This window comes from Aeromonas tecta (assembly GCF_000820185.1).
In the GTDB taxonomy this organism is placed as follows: domain Bacteria; phylum Pseudomonadota; class Gammaproteobacteria; order Enterobacterales; family Aeromonadaceae; genus Aeromonas; species Aeromonas tecta.
Map to the genome: position 1 here is coordinate 29673 of NZ_CDCA01000045.1, position 16205 is coordinate 45877.

The 16205-nt window shown below is 61.7% G+C and carries 14 protein-coding genes; 8 read left to right on the forward strand and 6 right to left on the reverse strand.

All coding sequences use genetic code 11. The annotated features are described in order from the left end of the window. Positions 1-95: 95 nt before the first annotated feature. Positions 96-470 (forward strand): Rcs stress response system protein RcsF, encoded by a 375-nt coding sequence (rcsF, locus tag BN1137_RS19705; protein WP_050720216.1) that lies wholly within the window; start codon positions 96-98, stop codon positions 468-470. Between the two features lie 4 nt (positions 471-474). Continuing rightward, positions 475-861: a DUF488 domain-containing protein gene (locus BN1137_RS19710; protein ID WP_050720217.1), complete on the forward strand. Its 387-nt coding sequence runs from the start codon at positions 475-477 to the stop codon at positions 859-861. A gap of 126 nt (positions 862-987) precedes the next feature. On the opposite strand, the gene BN1137_RS19715 is transcribed toward BN1137_RS19710, so the two are convergent. Continuing rightward, a complete protein-coding gene (locus BN1137_RS19715; RefSeq protein ID WP_050720218.1) occupies positions 988-1983 on the reverse strand; it encodes an NAD-dependent epimerase/dehydratase family protein in 996 nt (331 codons plus the stop codon). A 225-nt stretch (positions 1984-2208) separates the two neighbouring features. Here BN1137_RS19715 and tsaA point away from each other — a divergent pair, with 225 nt between their 5' ends. Beyond that, on the forward strand, positions 2209-2913 hold the full coding sequence (tsaA, locus tag BN1137_RS19720) for a tRNA (N6-threonylcarbamoyladenosine(37)-N6)-methyltransferase TrmO (RefSeq protein ID WP_050720219.1): 705 nt from the start codon (positions 2209-2211) through the stop codon (positions 2911-2913). A 73-nt stretch (positions 2914-2986) separates the two neighbouring features. Here tsaA and BN1137_RS19725 read toward each other — a convergent pair whose 3' ends face one another. Genes BN1137_RS19725 through BN1137_RS19735 form a run of 3 tightly spaced genes read right to left on the reverse strand, consistent with a single transcriptional unit; the run spans position 2987 to position 6172 of the window. Further along, positions 2987-4108 carry a beta-ketoacyl-ACP synthase III gene (locus tag BN1137_RS19725; protein ID WP_050720220.1) on the reverse strand — a complete coding sequence of 374 codons (1122 nt, stop codon included), beginning with the start codon at positions 4106-4108 and terminating at the stop codon, positions 2987-2989. 54 nt (positions 4109-4162) lie between these two features. After that, positions 4163-5329, reverse strand: a complete 1167-nt coding sequence (locus BN1137_RS19730) for a vWA domain-containing protein (RefSeq protein ID WP_050720221.1) — start codon at positions 5327-5329, stop codon at positions 4163-4165. After that, positions 5330-6172, reverse strand: coding sequence for an AAA family ATPase (locus tag BN1137_RS19735; protein WP_050720222.1), 843 nt, complete (start codon positions 6170-6172; stop codon positions 5330-5332). A 163-nt stretch (positions 6173-6335) separates the two neighbouring features. Between BN1137_RS19735 and cysK the strand changes: the two genes are divergently transcribed. The 5 genes from cysK (at position 6336) to BN1137_RS19760 (ending at position 11151) form a co-directional block, all read left to right on the forward strand. After that, entirely contained in the window at positions 6336-7304 is a 969-nt protein-coding gene (cysK, locus tag BN1137_RS19740; RefSeq protein ID WP_050720223.1) for a cysteine synthase A, read from the forward strand. 443 nt (positions 7305-7747) lie between these two features. Then, entirely contained in the window at positions 7748-8005 is a 258-nt protein-coding gene (locus BN1137_RS19745) for an HPr family phosphocarrier protein (RefSeq protein WP_005303128.1), read from the forward strand. A 44-nt stretch (positions 8006-8049) separates the two neighbouring features. After that, positions 8050-9777: a phosphoenolpyruvate-protein phosphotransferase PtsI gene (ptsI, locus tag BN1137_RS19750; protein ID WP_050720224.1), complete on the forward strand. Its 1728-nt coding sequence runs from the start codon at positions 8050-8052 to the stop codon at positions 9775-9777. A gap of 42 nt (positions 9778-9819) precedes the next feature. Then, a complete protein-coding gene (gene crr / locus BN1137_RS19755; RefSeq protein WP_005325875.1) occupies positions 9820-10329 on the forward strand; it encodes a PTS glucose transporter subunit IIA in 510 nt (169 codons plus the stop codon). 276 nt (positions 10330-10605) lie between these two features. Then, positions 10606-11151, forward strand: a complete 546-nt coding sequence (locus tag BN1137_RS19760) for a cytochrome b (RefSeq protein ID WP_050720225.1) — start codon at positions 10606-10608, stop codon at positions 11149-11151. A 72-nt stretch (positions 11152-11223) separates the two neighbouring features. Here BN1137_RS19760 and BN1137_RS19765 read toward each other — a convergent pair whose 3' ends face one another. Then, entirely contained in the window at positions 11224-14976 is a 3753-nt protein-coding gene (locus BN1137_RS19765; protein ID WP_050720226.1) for an AAA family ATPase, read from the reverse strand. After that, positions 14973-16199 carry an exonuclease SbcCD subunit D C-terminal domain-containing protein gene (locus BN1137_RS19770; RefSeq protein ID WP_050720227.1) on the reverse strand — a complete coding sequence of 409 codons (1227 nt, stop codon included), beginning with the start codon at positions 16197-16199 and terminating at the stop codon, positions 14973-14975. Before BN1137_RS19770 ends, BN1137_RS19765 begins: the two co-directional genes overlap by 4 nt. Positions 16200-16205 lie beyond the last annotated feature (6 nt).

Sequence of the window (16205 nt, forward strand, 5' to 3'; positions counted from 1 at the left end):
CCATCACACCCCACCTCCATGGCTAAAAATGGGGCTGGTCCCGGGCAGCGACTGACCCCTATAATGGTCCCCTCACCGTTCAACAAGATGCCGCCATGAAACGCCTGACCCTATTGCTGCTGCCCCTCTTCACCTCCGGTTGCGCCTATTTCTCCTTCAACAGCAACCTGGACAAGGAGAACTTCGACGAGTACTTCAAGCCGGGCAGCGTCCAGGTCTATGAACAGGGTCAGCTGGCCGACCTCAACTACCTCTACCTCGGCACCGTCGAGGGGGAATCCTGCCAGAGCGATGCCAACCAGGCGGTGCCGAACGCAGGTGAGGCCCGCACCCTGGCTCGCCGCCGTGCAGCCGACATGGGTGGCAACGGCATCACCTTCGACAAGTGCGCCGAGTTCAGCGATGTGCCGGGCTGCCTCAAGCAGGTGATCTGCTACGGCCAGGCGCTGAAAGTCGCCGAAGAGAAGTAAGCCTGTGGCGCTCGCCATCGTCCGGCTCGGCAGCCCCCGTCTACCTGACGAGGGGCTCCGCATTGGCACCGTCCGTCGGCCACCCCGTGGCGTGCCCAAAGCTGAGTTCGCGAGCCAAAATTGGTACGACGTCTGGTTCCCCAACCTGGCCCCCAGCCCCGAGACCATGAAACTCGGTCAGGGCGCCGAGACCCAGACTCAGTGGGCCGCCTTCTGCAAACAATACAAGGTCGAGATGACCAGCCCAGCCGCGAAGCACGATCTCGCGCTGCTGGCCGCCCTCTCCCACCACACCAATCTGTCGGTGGGCTGCTACTGCGAACAGGAATCCCGCTGTCATCGCAGCATTCTCAAGGAGCTGCTGGTCGGCTGCGGTGCCACCCTGCGCTAGTGCCGGATGAAGAGCTAAAAAAGAGGACGCCCCGCGAGGCGCCCTCTTTTTTTACGATACTTTCCACTTTCACGATATTTTCCACTGCCTACACCGTTCCGTATTCAGGGTGCAGGCACAGCACGCCTACGGTATGGCGTGCGCGGCCAACACCCGTTGACGCAGCGCCGCCTCCTCTTCGGCCGTCATCCCGGTCGCCGCGCCCTGCCCCCCTTCCGCCAACCAGTTCGCCAGATCCGCTACCGTCTCCTCCAGCGGCCGGAAGTTCAGCCCCTGCACTATGGCCGCCTCGGCGCTGATCCGGCCATAACCCCCATACTCCACCAACTCATTGGGCAGCAGGGTCGGATAACTCTGCCAGGGCTCTACCCCGGCGGCCAACAGCTCAGGCCAGGGCACCCACTCAGGCTGGATGGGCACCACCGGAGTCAGCCGGGCGGCAATGCGCTCCACCCAGTCTCCCAGCGCGATACCGGGCTTGAGCAGGTTGAACACGCCGCCAAGGCGCTGCTCGGCGGCTCGCAGCACGAACTCGGCGCAGTCGCACACGTCCAGGTATTGCAACCTGTCCTGCCCGGTACCTGGCAGCAGCCAGGGGCCGCCCTGCTGTACCCGCCTCACCCACCAGGCGAGACGACCCGTGTGATCATAAGGGCCACACAAGACTCCGGGGCGCAGGATACAGAGCCGTTCCCCCCAGTGGGCGCGGTACTCTGCCTCGCACAGCACCTTGAGGGGACCGTAGTCGTCGGGCATCTCCCCTGCGGGGATCTCGTGCAGGGGCGCCGACTCATCCATCCCCTTGAGGGCGAAGTCGCGATAGACGCTGATGGTGGAGATGAAGATGAGGTGCTCGCAGCGCCCCTGCAGCGCCGCCGAGAGGCTGGCCGCCTGCTCGGGTCGATAGCAGCAGGTGTCGATGACCAGATCCCAGTACAGCCCTGCCCCACGCAGGGCGCCGAGATCATGATCCCTGTCACCATGCAGCTGCTGCAGATCCCGCCAGTCCGGGTGCTGGCGGCGGCCGCGGTTGAACAGGGTCACCTCGTGGCCCCAATCCAGCGCCAGCGCGCTGAGGTGGCGGCCCAGAAACCCCGTCCCCCCTATGATAAGCAGTTTCATACCTGTGACTCCTTGTCGGCATGGTTGGCGCCTGGCTGGGACGCGGACCGGATGGCAATCGTTTTTCCTGCCCCTACCCTACGCAAGTCGGCGCCCCTCGGCAGCCCCCAGCGGGCCGGGATGGGACGGGGATCACGGCGGTATTGATGGGATGGGCGAGGCGGCGAGCCTGCGTTTTGGGGCCGCCTGTGCTAAATTGCCGGGGTTTTTAGCCACGAGTCCGCCATGAAGTTCGAAATCGACACCCTCGGGATCATCCACTCTCCCTACAAGGAGAAGTTCGCCATCCCCCGCCAGCCCGGTCTGGTCAAATCGGCCCGTGCCCGTCTCGAGCTGCTGCCTCCCTACGATCAGCCGGATGTGCTGCGCGGCATAGAGCAGTTTTCCCACCTCTGGCTCAGCTTCGTGTTCCACCAGACCATGGCCCAGGGCTGGCACCCGACGGTGCGCCCGCCACGGCTCGGCGGCAACGAGCGAGTCGGGGTCTTCGCCACCCGCTCCACCTTCCGCCCCAACCCGCTTGGGCTGTCGGTGGTGGAGCTGCACGGGGTGGGCCGCGAGCGCGGCAAGCTGTGGCTCGAACTCGGCGCCGTGGACCTGCTGGACGGCACCCCCATCGTCGATATCAAGCCTTATATCCCCTACGCCGACAGCCTGCCGGACGCCCGTGGCGGCTTCGCCCCGGATGCCCCCACCCCGCCGCTGGCGGTGAGTTTCAGCCCTGCAGCGGAGCAGCAGCTCGGTCAGCTCACCTCCCGTCACCCAGAGCTTCGCCAGCTGGTGAGCGAGGTGCTGGCCCAGGATCCACGCCCGGCCTACAAGAAAGGCAAGCCGGACGACAAGGAGTACGGGGTGAGATTGTTCGACCTGAACGTGAAATTTAAGATAGATGAACCAGAGTGCGTGATTTTATCTATAGAAGTGGCGTGAAAAACATCAATCAGGCAGTGTAAAAAACCACCCAGCGGGTGGTTTTTTCATGGTAAGAGCAGGGTCGGAGCTATTAGCGACGCTGCAACAGCAGGCTGCCGATAGAGTAGCCGGCGCCGAAGGAGCAGAGCACGCCGCGTGCGCCGCTCGGCAAGTCCTGATTGAACAGGTGGAAGGCGATGATGGAGCCCGCCGAGCTGGTGTTGCCGTAGCTGTCCAGGATCACCGGCGCCTCTTGCTGGCTGGTATCGTGCCCCAGCAGCTTGCGGCCGATGAACTGGTTCATGGTGAGGTTGGCCTGATGCAGCCAGAGCCGATTCAGCTCCCCTGCCTCCCAGCCCTGCACGGCCAGCTGGCCAGAAATCTGATCGCACACCAATGGCAGCACCTCCTTGAACACCTTGCGCCCCTGCTGACGGAACAGCTTGTCATCGCCGTAGCGGGTGCGCGGGCTGAAGCGGTTCAAGAAGCCGAAGTTGTTGCGGATGTTGTTGGAGTACTGGGTCACCAGCTTGCTGGCCACTAGCTGCCAGGGGTTGGCCACCTTGCAATCGGCTTCGCGCTCCAGCAGCACGGCGGTACAGGCATCGCCGAAGATAAAGTGGCTGTCTCTATCTCTAAAGTTGAGATGGCCCGAGCAGATCTCCGGGTTCACCACCAGCGCCAGCTTGGCGGTGCCCGCCGCCAGCAGATCCGCCGCCGTCTTGATGCCGAAGGTGGCCGACGAGCAGGCCACGTTCATGTCAAACGCCATGCCACTGGCACCGAGATAGTGCTGCAGCTCGATGGAGAGCGCCGGATAGGGGCGCGGCATATTGGATGCGGCGACGATGACGAGATCGATCTCACCCGGTTCGCGACCGGCGGCGATCAGCGCCTGCTCGGCGGCGGCCACTGCCATCTCCACCATGATGGAGGGCTTGTCGTCCGGGCGCTCGGGGAGCAGCGGCTGCATGATGTCCGGATCCAGCACCCCCTCCTTGCTCACCAGGTAGCGGCTCTTGATGCCGGAGGCCTTCTCGATAAACTCGCAGCTCGAGTGCTGCTTGGCATCCAGCTGGCCGGCGTCGATGGCGGAGGCGTTCTCCTCGTTGTAGAGATCCACATATTGATTGAAGGCGGCCACCAGCTCTTCGTTGTTGACGGCAAAGGGAGGGGTATAGAGGCCTGAGCCACTGATTACTATGGAAGTCATCTTTGCTCCTGGCCGGGTGCAATCCCGGCTTGTCTGTTTTGTAGGGTAAGAGGGTTATAGCCGATCGATCGCCTCGGCGAGACCGGCCAGGGTCAGCGGGTGCATGCGCCCACCGATCAGGTCATTCATCAGCTTGATGGAAGGATGCCAGAGCCACTCCCGTCTGGGGAGGGGATTGATCCACACCAGTTTGGGGTATTGGTGCTGCAGCCGGGTGAGCCACAGCTGACCCGGCTCCTCGTTCCAGTACTCGACGCTACCGCCGGGCCAGCTGATCTCATAGGGGCCCATCTTGGCATCCCCCACCAAAATCACCCGATAGTCGCTGCCATAGGTACGCAGCAGACGACAGGTGTCGAATTTCTCCTCGAAGCGACGGTTGTTGTCCTGCCAGACGAAGTCGTAGAGGCAGTTGTGAAAATAGAAAAACTCCAGGTGCTTGAACTCGTGTCGCAGGGCCGAGAACAGTCGCTGCACCTCGGCCACGTGGCTGTCCATGGAGCCCCCCACGTCGAAGAACACCAGCAGCTTGACCCCGTTGTGGCGCTCGGGTCGCAGCTTCACATCGAGCCAGCCCTGGCGGGCCGTGCTGCGAATGGTGTCGTCGAGATCCAGCTCGTCGAGGCTCCCCTTGCGCACCCAGCGCCTGAGTTTGCGCAGGGCCAGCTGGATGGCGCGCTGGCCCAGGGGGGCGTCATCGTCGCTGAAGTTGCGAAAGTGGCGCGCCTCCCACACCTTGGCGGCACGGCCATGCTGCCCCTCGCCCCCCATTCGCACCCCTTCCGGGTGAAAACCGCCGTGGCCGAAGGGACTGCTGCCCCCGGTGCCCACCCACTTGTTGCCACCGGCATGGCGCTCTTTTTGCTCCGCCAGCCGCTGATGGAGGGTTTCCAGCAACTTGTCCAGGCCCCCCAGGGATTGCAGCAAGGCTTTATCTTCCGGGCTCAGTAGCCGTGCAAACTCCTGGCGCAGCCAGTCATCCGGCAAGGTTTCCGGCAATAAGGGGCTGGCCTGCAGGCCATCGTAATACTCGGCGAAGGCGCGATCGAAGCGATCGTAATGGGCCTCGTCTTTTACCAGCAGGCAACGAGCGAGTAGATAAAACTCATCCATGTCGAGGCGGACGAGCCGGGCGGTAAGCGCCCCGTGCAGGTCCAGCAATTCCCGCAGGCTGCAGGGCAGCTTGTGGCGACGCAGATGGGTGAAGAAGTCAATCAGCATTCAGCCGCCGCGCCGGGCCAGGAAGGCCAGCTTCTCGAACAGGTGCAGATCTTGCTCGGTCTTGAGCAGGGCGCCATAGAGGGCCGGCACCAGCTTGCCCGGCTCGCGGGTGCGCATCGCCTCGGGAGAGATGCCATCGGCCAGCAGCAGCCGGATCCAGTCAAGCAGCTCCGAGGTGGAGGGTTTCTTGCGCAGCCCTTCCACCGCCCGCAGCTCGAAGAACAGGCTCATGGCCTCGTCCAGCAGCGCCTCTTTCAGCTTGGGGTAATGCAGATGGACGATGGCCTGCATCTCGGCCTTGTCGGGGAAGCGGATGTAGTGGAAGAAGCAGCGGCGCAGGAAGGCATCCGGCAGCTCTTTCTCGTTGTTGGAGGTGATGATGACCACGGGGCGCTGGCGGGCTTTGACTCGCTCGCCGGTCTCGTAGACGTCGAACTCCATTCGATCCAGCTCCAGCAGCAGATCGTTGGGGAACTCTATGTCCGCCTTGTCTATCTCGTCGATAAGCAACACGGGCCGCTGCTCGGCGCTGAAGGCCTGCCACAGCTTGCCCCGGCGGATGTAGTGGTTGATGTCCCCTACCCGCGGATCGCCGAGCTGGGAGTCCCGCAGCCGCGCCACTGCGTCGTATTCATAGAGCCCCTGCTGGGCCTTGGTGGTGGACTTGATGTGCCAGGAGATGAGCTCGGCGCCGAGGGACTCGGCCACCGCCTCCGCCAGCACCGTCTTGCCGGTGCCGGGCTCTCCTTTAATGAGCAGCGGCTTCTCCAGCACCACGGCCGCGTTGACGGCCATACTCAGATCCTTTGAGGCGAGATAGCGATCGCTTCCTGCAAATCCCATGGCGTCCGTTCCCTTGGTAGCACAAGGCCCGCCCTGGGCCCAGGTAATAAAGAATAAGTTCTATATGTTGTAATAACATATTGTTATAACGATTCGTCACTTCTCATTCAGAAATCACAGGGTAATCTGGTTTCATCGCCTTAACAAACACAGGGATAGCACCATGAGCAAAATTTTTGAGGACAACAGCCAGACCATAGGCAACACCCCACTGGTTCGTCTCAACCGTGTTACCAAAGGCCGCGTGCTGGCCAAGATCGAGAGCCGCAACCCGAGCTTCAGCGTCAAATGCCGGATCGGTTCCAACCTCATCTGGGATGCCGAGAAACGCGGCGTGCTGACCAAGGGCAAGGAGATCATCGAGCCCACCAGCGGTAACACCGGTATTGCTCTGGCTTTCGTGGCAGCCGCCCGTGGCTATCCCATCACCCTGACCATGCCGGCCACCATGAGCCTGGAGCGCCGCAAGCTGCTCAAGGCGCTGGGCGCCAACCTGGTGCTGACCGAAGGCCCGCTGGGCATGAAGGGCGCCATCGCCAAGGCCAACGAGATCCTGGAATCCGAGCCGGGCAAGTATGTGCTGCTGCAGCAATTCGAGAACCCCGCCAACCCCGAGATCCACGAGAAGACCACGGGCCCGGAGATCTGGGAAGCCACCGACGGTGACATCGATGTGTTCGTGGCGGGCGTCGGCACCGGCGGCACCATCACCGGTGTCTCCCGCTTCATCAAGCAGACCAAGGGCAAGGCCATCGTTTCCGTGGCGGTCGAGCCGTCAGAATCTCCGGTCATCAGCCAGAGGCTGGCCGGCCTCGAGATCAAACCCGGTCCGCACAAGATCCAGGGCATAGGCGCCGGTTTCATCCCGGGCAACCTGGACTTGACGCTGCTGGATCGCGTCGAGCAGGTGAGCAGCGATGAGGCCATCGAGATGACCCGCCGCCTGATGGAAGAAGAGGGCATTCTGGCCGGGATCAGCTCTGGCGCCGCCGTGGTGGCCGCCGCCCGTCTGGCCGAACTGCCGGAGTTCGAAGGCAAGACCATAGTGGTGGTGCTGCCGAGCGCCGCCGAGCGCTACCTCTCCAGCGCCCTGTTCGCCGGGGTGTTCAGCGAGCAGGAACTGCAGCAGTAATTGATCTGCTTACATCAAAACAACGGCGCTCTTCGGGGCGCCGTTTTTCTTTATGGGCTAAACTCAGTCGTCATTAGTTTCAGTCGACCCCTTATTTTTTGGGGTAAAATAACAAATTTCAGCGTGACAAAAAAAGCAGACATTCTGTGATAAATCTCATATCCTGTGCGGCGTCACGAGGTGTTTGCTGGCTAGGTATCACAAGGTAACAAAGTGTTATTTTTCGTTATAAATTAATCTCATGCCAGTCCTGACGCGGCTTGTAGCTCGATAACGAAAAAGACTTGGCCCGGACGCCGAATACTGCACAGAAAATTGACCTGGATTAAACCATTGCGGGTCTGATTTCGTTACTTTACAACATATCCATACTGACACGGTGAGACAGGTAGCCTCATAAGCAACCGTTTCTCCACACAATATCAATAATATGGGGTGAAACCATGTACGAGAAGTCTGTTGTTATTACTGCTGAAAACGGCCTGCACACCCGTCCCGCAGCTCAGTTCGTGAAAGAAGCCAAAGAATTCCAAAGCGAGATCACTGTGGTCTCCGGTGGCAAATCCGCCAGCGCCAAGAGCCTGTTCAAGCTGCAGACTCTGGGCCTGACCAAAGGCACCAACGTGACCATCCAGGCCGACGGCCCGGACGCTCAGAAAGCCGTTGAGAAGCTGGTTGCCCTGATGGACGAGCTGGAGTAATCCGGCTTTATTCCTCCCCCACAGTCGTTTTAATAGGAAGGATTATGATATCTGGCATTCTTGCGTCCCCCGGTATCGCATTCGGTAAGGCGCTTCTTCTGAAAGAAGATGAAATCGTTATCAATCAGGGCAAGATTTCTGTTGACCAGATTGACGCCGAAATCAACCGCTTCCTCGAAGCCCGCACCAAGTCAGCCGCACAGCTGGAAGCCATCAAAGAGATGGCCGGTCGCACCTTCGGTGAGGAAAAAGAGGCCATCTTCGAAGGCCATATCATGCTGCTCGAAGATGAGGAGCTGGAAGGGGATATCAGATCCTTCATCAAAGACAACAAGGCATCCGCCGATAAAGCCATCTATGAGGTGATCGAACAGTACGCCAAGATGATGGCCGATCTGGATGACCCTTATCTGCGTGAGCGCGCAACCGATTTCCGTGACATCGGCACCCGTCTGGTGAAGAACGTGCTGGGCATCGCCGTTGTCAATCTGAGCACCATCGACGAAGAGGTGATCTTGGTCGCCAAAGACCTGACCCCGTCCGAAACCGCTCAGATCAACCTGAAATACGTGCTGGGTTTTGTCACCGACATCGGTGGCCGTACCTCTCACACCTCCATCATGGCCCGCTCCCTTGAGCTGCCGGCCATCGTGGGCACCAACGACATCACCGCGCGCGTCAACAATGGTGACATGCTGATCCTGGATGGGATCAACAACCAGATCATCGTCAACCCGACCGCCGAGCAGCTGACTGAAGCCAAGAAATTCCAGGCCCAGTTCCAGGCTGAGAAAGATGAATTGGCCAAACTCAAAGACTTGCCAGCCATCACCCTCGATGGTCATCGGGTCGAAGTGTGCGCCAACATCGGTACCGTCAAGGATACCGAGGGTGCCATCCGTAATGGCGCCGAAGGCGTGGGTCTGTACCGCACCGAGTTCCTGTTTATGGACCGTGATGCGCTGCCGACCGAAGACGAGCAGTTCAAGGCCTACAAAGAAGTGGCAGAGGCCATGCCGGATCAGCCGATCATCGTCCGCACCATGGACATTGGCGGCGACAAAGAACTGCCCTACATGAATTTCCCGAAAGAGATGAACCCCTTCCTGGGCTGGCGTGCCGTGCGTATTTTCTTCGATCGCGAAGACATCATGCACGCCCAACTGAAGGCCATCCTGCGTGCCTCTGCCTTTGGCAAACTGCGCATCATGTTCCCGATGATCATCTCCGTCGAAGAGTTCCGCAGCCTCAAGGCCACCGTGGAACAGCTGAAGGCCGAACTGCGTGCCGACGGCAAAGCCTTTGATGAATCCATCGAAGTAGGTATCATGATTGAGACCCCGGCCGCTGCCGTGATGGCTCATCATCTTGCCAAGGAAGTGGATTTCTTCAGTATCGGTACCAACGACCTGACCCAGTACACCCTGGCCGTCGACCGTGGTAACGAGATGATTTCCGCCATGTACAACCCGCTGTCACCTTCCGTCCTGACCCTGATCAAGATGGTAATCGACGCTTCCCATGACAATGGCAAGTGGACCGGTATGTGCGGTGAACTGGCTGGTGACGAACGTGCCACCCTGCTGCTGCTGGGTATGGGTCTGGATGAGTTCTCCATGAGCGCCATCTCTGTACCGCGTATCAAGAAGCTTATCCGCAACACCAACTTCGAAGATGTGAAGGCAATGGCAGACCAGGCTCTGAGCTATGCGACCGCCGCCGAAATCGAAGCCTGTGTAGATAACTTTATTAAGCAGAAGGCAGTCTGCTAAGATCGGCTGCAAACAGCGACAATCATCTCTAGGAGCTTTACTATGGGTCTGTTTGATAAACTGAAGAAACTGGTTTCCGATGATAGCTCTGACACCGGTGGCATCGAAATCTTTGCCCCCCTGTCAGGTGAAATCGTACCAATCGAAGATGTACCCGACGTCGTCTTCGCCGAGAAGATCGTGGGTGACGGTATCGCCATCAAGCCGGCTGGCAACAAGATGGTTGCCCCGTGCGACGGTACCATCGGCAAGATCTTCGAGACCAACCATGCGTTCTCTCTGGAATCCGACTCAGGTATCGAGCTGTTCGTTCACTTCGGTATCGACACCGTTGAGCTGAAAGGCGAAGGCTTCACCCGTATCGCTCAGGAAGGTCAGAAGGTCAAACGCGGTGACACCATCATCGAGTTCGATCTGGCCGTGCTGGAAGCGAAAGCCAAGTCTACTCTGACGCCTGTGGTCATCTCCAACATGGACGAGATCAAAGAGCTGATCAAGATGACTGGCGCCGTGACTGTGGGCGAGACCCCGGTGATCCGCATCAAGAAATAATGCGCCGCTGGCCTGTGCCAGTTGCTGCAACAAAAAACCGAAGCCCTGGGCTTCGGTTTTTTTATGGGCAACACCTATGACCCACCTTGCCCCAGCCATCAGGGGCGATGTCATCACCTGACCGGGCAAGGACACTCCGATGCAAAAGTGAGGTCGAGATCAAGGCATTGTCCGGCAAGCCTTGTAGCATGGGGATGGAAACCACGGGATCCTGACGCCACACCTGTGTCGGGATAGACAAGGGCGATGCACTGCGCCCTCCGGAAGGAGATGAATATGTTGAAGAATACGGAACAACGTTATGGCAGCCTGAGCATCGGCCTGCACTGGCTGACCCTACTGCTGATTGTGGCCATCTATGGGCTGATGGAGTTCAGGGATCTTTTCCCCAAGGGTTCGGCCGGACGCGACCTGATGAAGGAGTTTCACTTCATGGTGGGCTTGCTGATCCTGGCGCTGGTGGTGGCGCGGCTGCTGGTGCGCTTTGGCAGCCCGTCACCCCGCATCCTGCCCGTCCCTCCACCCCTGATGCGCAGGCTCGGCCACCTCGCTCATCTGGCCCTGTACGGCTTCTTGATCCTGACGCCACTGCTGGGTTGGTTGCTGCTGAGCGCGGGTGGCAAGCCCATCCCCTTCTTCGGGTTCGAACTGCCCGCCCTTATCGCGCCGGATGATGGCCTGAAAGGCACTATCAAGGATCTGCACGAAACGCTGGCCAACGTAGGCTATGCCCTGATAGCCCTGCATGCTGCGTCGGCCATCTATCACCATTATGTGCTCAAGGACAGCACCCTGACCAATATGTTGCCCGAGCGGGAATAAGCACATGTCTTGAACACGCCAACAAAAAGGCTTCGATACCTGAGCCTTTTTGTTATGGCTTAAGCGTCACCCTCAGGGCAATACCACCCGGCTCTCGCCACCGCCGAGGGCCTCCACCCTTATCTGCACGCCGATGCGCTCAACCAGGGTCTGCACGTGGGAGATGACCCCAATCTGGCGACCGGCCGCCTGCAGGGAGTCGAGGCTGGAGAGCGCCAGATCCAGGCTGTCCGGATCCAGGGTGCCGAAGCCCTCATCGATAAACAGCGATTCAACCTGGGTCTGATGGGAGGAGAGGCTGGAGAGCGCCAGTGCCAGCGCGAGCGACACCAGGAAGCTCTCGCCGCCGGAAAGCGAGTCCACCGAGCGCACCTCATCCCCCATGTCGAGATCCACCACCTGCAGCGCGAGATCCGTGCCGGGCACTCGCTCCAGCCGGTAGCGCGGCGACAGCTCGGCAAGCTGGGCATTGGCTTCCAGCAACAAGCGCTCCAAGGTGAGACTCTGGGCAAAGGTTCTGAACTTGGCGCCACTGGCGGAGCCGATGAGTTCACTCAGTTGCTGCCAGTGATCCGCCACCGCCTGCTGCCGGATCAACTCTTCCTGCAGACTTCCCGCTTTCTGTGCCGCGGCGTCGGCCTGAGCTAGGGCATTCCGGCACTGGAACAACTGCTCTTCCAGCTCGCGGCAATGGGCCTCAGAGGCACTAAGGCGCTCGCTCAGAGCCTCGACAGAGAGCGCCGTCAGCTCTCTATGGTGTTCGCGGTAGCGCTCCAACTTGGCCTCTTCCTGTGCCTGCGCCCGCTGGCGCTCGCCGAGTCGAGTGCGTGCCTCGGCCAGCGCATCGTCCAACTGCTGCAAGGCAATGCGACGGGCCTTGAGCTCATCCGGGGTGATGGCCAACAAGCGGCGCAGCTCATACTCCGCAATGCCAAGCGCGCTGGCCTGGGCCGACCAGCGCCCCTGCACCTCACGCAGGCGTCGACTGCTCACCTGTTTGTCCTGCTCGAGATGGGTCAAGCGGGTCTTGAGCTCAGTTTGTCGCTCCCTTGCGGCGTGCAGGGCCACCACGGCTTCGTCGAGCTGGCTGGCCGCCTGCTGCAAGCGCTGCTGCCACTCGTTCTCGACCAGGGCGATGGCGCGGCCATCGAGGCAAGCCTCGCGGCTGGCCAGCAATCCCTGGCGTTGCTGTTCGCCTTCCTTATAGTCACGCTCCAGCTTGTGCAGCAGCTCGTTCTGGCTCTGCACGCGCACCGCCTGCGCACTGAGGATGGGCGTCAGACTGGCCAGCTCGCTGGCAAGCTGTTCCCACTCGTTCTGTCCCTGCAAATAGGCCTCACAGAGCTGCTGCCACTCCTGCCAGCGCTCCCCCTCCGGCCACTGACGCCAGGGCTCGGCGCCCATCTGTTGATCGAGTCGAGCCTCCCCCTGCACCACACGCTGGCGCAGGGTGCTCTCCTGCTCGGTCAGCGCCTTCAACTCCGCCTCCAGCGCGACCTTCTGGCGCTCGGCGTCGTGCCAGCGTTGCTCGAACTGTTGCTGGTCGACATGGAGTTTGGTCAGCTGATCACGCAGCCTCGCCAGTACCTGTTGCTCCCGCTGGGCCTGTTGCAACTGCTGCTGACCGGCCGCGAGGCTCAGTTTCAGGGCCTCGGCTTGCGCCAACAGCTGGGCCTGCAGTTCGGCCCACTCGGCCGGGTTCAAACTCACCGGCAGGCCGTGCCCCAGCAGCTGATTGCCCCCCAGTTGCAACCAGCGTTGGCTCAGCTGTTCGGATCTTGCCGCCAGCTCAGGCTGATGCTGTTGGTGAGCGGCCAGCTGGCGAGCCAGCTCGACTCGCTCGACCTCGCCCTGAATATGCTGATGATTGAGTTGCCCCCACTCGAGCTCCAGCTGGCGCACCCGTTCGCTCTGTTGCGCCAAAATGCCGGCCACCTGAGGCTGGCTCTGGCGGTAAGGGTGCTCCTCTGCACCGCACAGCGGGCACGCAATCCCCTCCTTGAGCACATGGCGATGCTGCTCGAAGCTGGCCACGGCGCGAGCCTGCTCCAGGGCATGGCGCGCCTCATCACGCTGGATGGCGAGCCGCGCCAAGGCGGGCTCACGCTCGTCATGCAAGGCGGCGAGCCGGCTCAGCTGCTGCGCGAGCATCTCCATCTCTTGTTGCAGCCGCTGTTGCTGCTCGCTGTGGTTGCGGCCCGTCTGGGCCAGCTCCAGTAGCTGATGCACTCGCGCCAGCTGCTCGGTCTGGGACTGACGCAGCTCTTGCGCCCTGGCGACCTGCCCGTCCCACTCCTGCGCCAGCAGCTGATCATGCTGCTGCTGCAGACGAATCCTCTCCTGCTGCCAGTAATCACGCTCCTGCTGTCCCTGCTCCAGGCGCGCATTCAGCTCGAGCAGCACCTCGCTGCGCTGCGCACGGCTTTGCAGCAACCGCTGCAGCTGCGCCTTGTTCTCGCTCCAATCCTGCATGGCGGCCAGCAGGGGTTGCCACTGACGCGCCAAGGGGGCCAGCGCCTTGCGCTCCTCGAGCCAGCTTGCCCATTGCTGGCGACGGGTCTCGAGGGACTGAACCCGCTCGTGCTGCTGCTGCCACTCCTGCTGCAACTGGAGTTGCAACGCACGCGCCTGCTTGCCCTGCTGCTGAGCCTCTTGCAGCTGGCTGGCCTTCTCCCGGATCCGGGTATCGAGATCCTGCGCCCGCTTGAGCTCGGGCTGCAGCGCGGCCCACTCCCGCTCGGCCGCAGTGCGTTGTGCTATTAATTGCTGCTCCAACAAAACAGCCTGCTGCTGTGCCTGCGACGCCAGCTCAAGCTCGGGGCTCAGCTGTGCGATGAGCAGCTCTTGCTGCTGCAGATCGGCGGTCAGGCGGGCCAGCTCGTCGTGATCGGCGCGGGCCACCTGAGCCTGCTCGGCGCGGCCAAACTCCTCCCGCTGTGGCGCCGCCCGGGCATGGGCCGCTTCGGCATCCGCCAGCGCGGCCTGTCCCTCCTGGCAGGCGTGGCGCAGAGCGGCGATGCGATCGTTGAGATCGCGCAAGTCCTGCAACAGCTGGCGTTGCTGCTGCTCGTGCTTGAGGCTGGTGGAGAGGTTAAGTTTCTGCGCGGCCCACTGCTCGCGCGTCGCCTCATCCATCAAGGCCACATCGCCGAGCCGCTGGCTGATGGTCGTCAAGGCCTGCTGCTCGGCCCGGGCCCGCTCATGGGCCTGGACTGAAATGGCGGAGTAGAGCTCGGTGCCGGTCATCCGCTCCAACAGCGCCGAGCGCTCATCGGCACTCGATTTTAGGAAGGCGGCAAACTCCCCCTGTGGCAGGATCACCGCCCGGCGAAACTGCTCCCAGGAGAGGCCCACCAGTTCATCGATGCGCTCCTGCAACTCCCGCTTGCTGCCGGAGAACACCTGACCAGTGGCGACATCTGTCAAACTGCGTTCTACCGGCTGAAATTTACCCTCCGAACGATTGCGGGCTCGCCGCACCGCCCAACGCGCCAACCAGGTGCGACCATCGCAGCCACGAAACGCCACCTCGGCAAAGCCGTTAGCGTGACCGCGGCTGAGGATGCCGCGCACGTCGTTGGCCTTGAGCTTCTCCTCGTCATCCTGGCGACCCACCTCGGCCACGTTCTTGCGATTGGCGATAAAGCGCGGCATCTCTTCATAGAGCGCAAGGCAAATGGCATCGAGCAGAGTGCTTTTGCCTGCCCCGGTATTACCTGTGATGGCGAACAGACCGGCGGCGCCCAGCGCCCCGCGAGTGAAATCGATGGTGAAATTGCCGGTCAGACTGGCGAGGTTCTCGCCGTGCAGGGATAGAATTTTCATGCCTCTGACTCCTTCACCTGCACCAATATTTCTTCGAACGAGGCCACCAGTTCGGCCGCGGGTTCCCCCTCGAACTGGCGCTGGTAGCAGAGCCTGAACACCTCGGTCGGTGAGAGCTCATCCAGCCTGCGGCGACTGCTGCCATCGGCCAGGCCCTGACCCGAGCCTTGATAGCGGGTGCTGATACGCGCAAGGCGCAGCGGTTTGCCGGCCAGCGCCGCCAGAATGCGCTCACGGATGCGCGCCTCGGGCTTGGGCAGCAGCAGCCGCACCTCGAGGAAGGGCTGTGCCTCTGTGGGTAATTCGGACACCTCGAGCACGGAGATGGCAGCCAGGGCCTCATCGAGCGAGCTCTCCGGCAGCCGGACCATCTGTACCGCGCGGGGGACCGGGATCCGCTCCAGCGCCGTCAGCTTGCCGCCCTCTAAGGTCACCTCCAGCACCTGATGGTTGTAGTTCGCCTCGGCCAGAGATAGCGGCAACGGCGAGCCGCTGTAGTGCACGCCGGGGGCCGGGCTCTGGGCCAGGTGCAGGTGACCGAGCGCGGTGTAATCTGCCCCCGCGAAGATGTCGGCCGGCAGGGCATGCTGGTTGCCGCCAAGCACCCGCCGCTCGGACAGCTCGGAGAGCTGGCCCGCGGCCAGGTAGGCGTGGCCCATGGCGATCAGCGCCTGGCCGGGTTCACAGCGCGCCCGCCCCTCACCCAATACCAGTTCATAGACCTGGCGTACCCCTTCAATCAACCTGTCCTGCCCTTCCGCCAGCTGCTCGACTCGCAGATCGCTGCTGCGCAGGAAGGGCACGGCGGCGCACCAGGCGGCCACCCGGCCTTCCTTGTCTTGCAACGGTACCAACAGGCGATCGGTCTCCAGCACACCGTCGTCACCCCGACTGATGCTGCCCACCAGGTGCAGATCGAAGGCCCGCAGCAGCTCGTGGGGGGCATCCAGCTTGGAGGGGGAGTCGTGGTTGCCACCGATCAGCACCATGTTGAGGCGGGGCATCTCGGCGCGCAGCCTGGCCAGGAAGCGATAGAGCTGTTGCCAGGCGCTGGCTGGCGGGTTAGCGGTATCAAACAGGTCGCCCGCCACCAGCAAGGCATCTATCTGCCGGCTCTTGATGGTATCGGTCAGCCAGTCGAGGAAGGCGTCGTGCTCGAAGCGGCGCTCATGGCCATGGAGTTGATGACCCAGGTGCCAGTCGGCGGTGTGCAGGATTTTCATGGGGAA

Coding starts and splice junctions, on each gene's coding strand:
- rcsF (WP_050720216.1), top strand. CDS start 96: ATGAAACGCCTGACCCTATTGCTGCTGCCCCTCTTCACCTCCGGTTGC.
- BN1137_RS19715 (WP_050720218.1), bottom strand. CDS start 1,983: ATGAAACTGCTTATCATAGGGGGGACGGGGTTTCTGGGCCGCCACCTC.
- tsaA (WP_050720219.1), top strand. CDS start 2,209: ATGAAGTTCGAAATCGACACCCTCGGGATCATCCACTCTCCCTACAAG.
- BN1137_RS19725 (WP_050720220.1), bottom strand. CDS start 4,108: ATGACTTCCATAGTAATCAGTGGCTCAGGCCTCTATACCCCTCCCTTT.
- BN1137_RS19730 (WP_050720221.1), bottom strand. CDS start 5,329: ATGCTGATTGACTTCTTCACCCATCTGCGTCGCCACAAGCTGCCCTGC.
- BN1137_RS19735 (WP_050720222.1), bottom strand. CDS start 6,172: ATGGGATTTGCAGGAAGCGATCGCTATCTCGCCTCAAAGGATCTGAGT.
- cysK (WP_050720223.1), top strand. CDS start 6,336: ATGAGCAAAATTTTTGAGGACAACAGCCAGACCATAGGCAACACCCCA.
- BN1137_RS19745 (WP_005303128.1), top strand. CDS start 7,748: ATGTACGAGAAGTCTGTTGTTATTACTGCTGAAAACGGCCTGCACACC.
- ptsI (WP_050720224.1), top strand. CDS start 8,050: ATGATATCTGGCATTCTTGCGTCCCCCGGTATCGCATTCGGTAAGGCG.
- crr (WP_005325875.1), top strand. CDS start 9,820: ATGGGTCTGTTTGATAAACTGAAGAAACTGGTTTCCGATGATAGCTCT.
- BN1137_RS19760 (WP_050720225.1), top strand. CDS start 10,606: ATGTTGAAGAATACGGAACAACGTTATGGCAGCCTGAGCATCGGCCTG.
- BN1137_RS19765 (WP_050720226.1), bottom strand. CDS start 14,976: ATGAAAATTCTATCCCTGCACGGCGAGAACCTCGCCAGTCTGACCGGC.
- BN1137_RS19770 (WP_050720227.1), bottom strand. CDS start 16,199: ATGAAAATCCTGCACACCGCCGACTGGCACCTGGGTCATCAACTCCAT.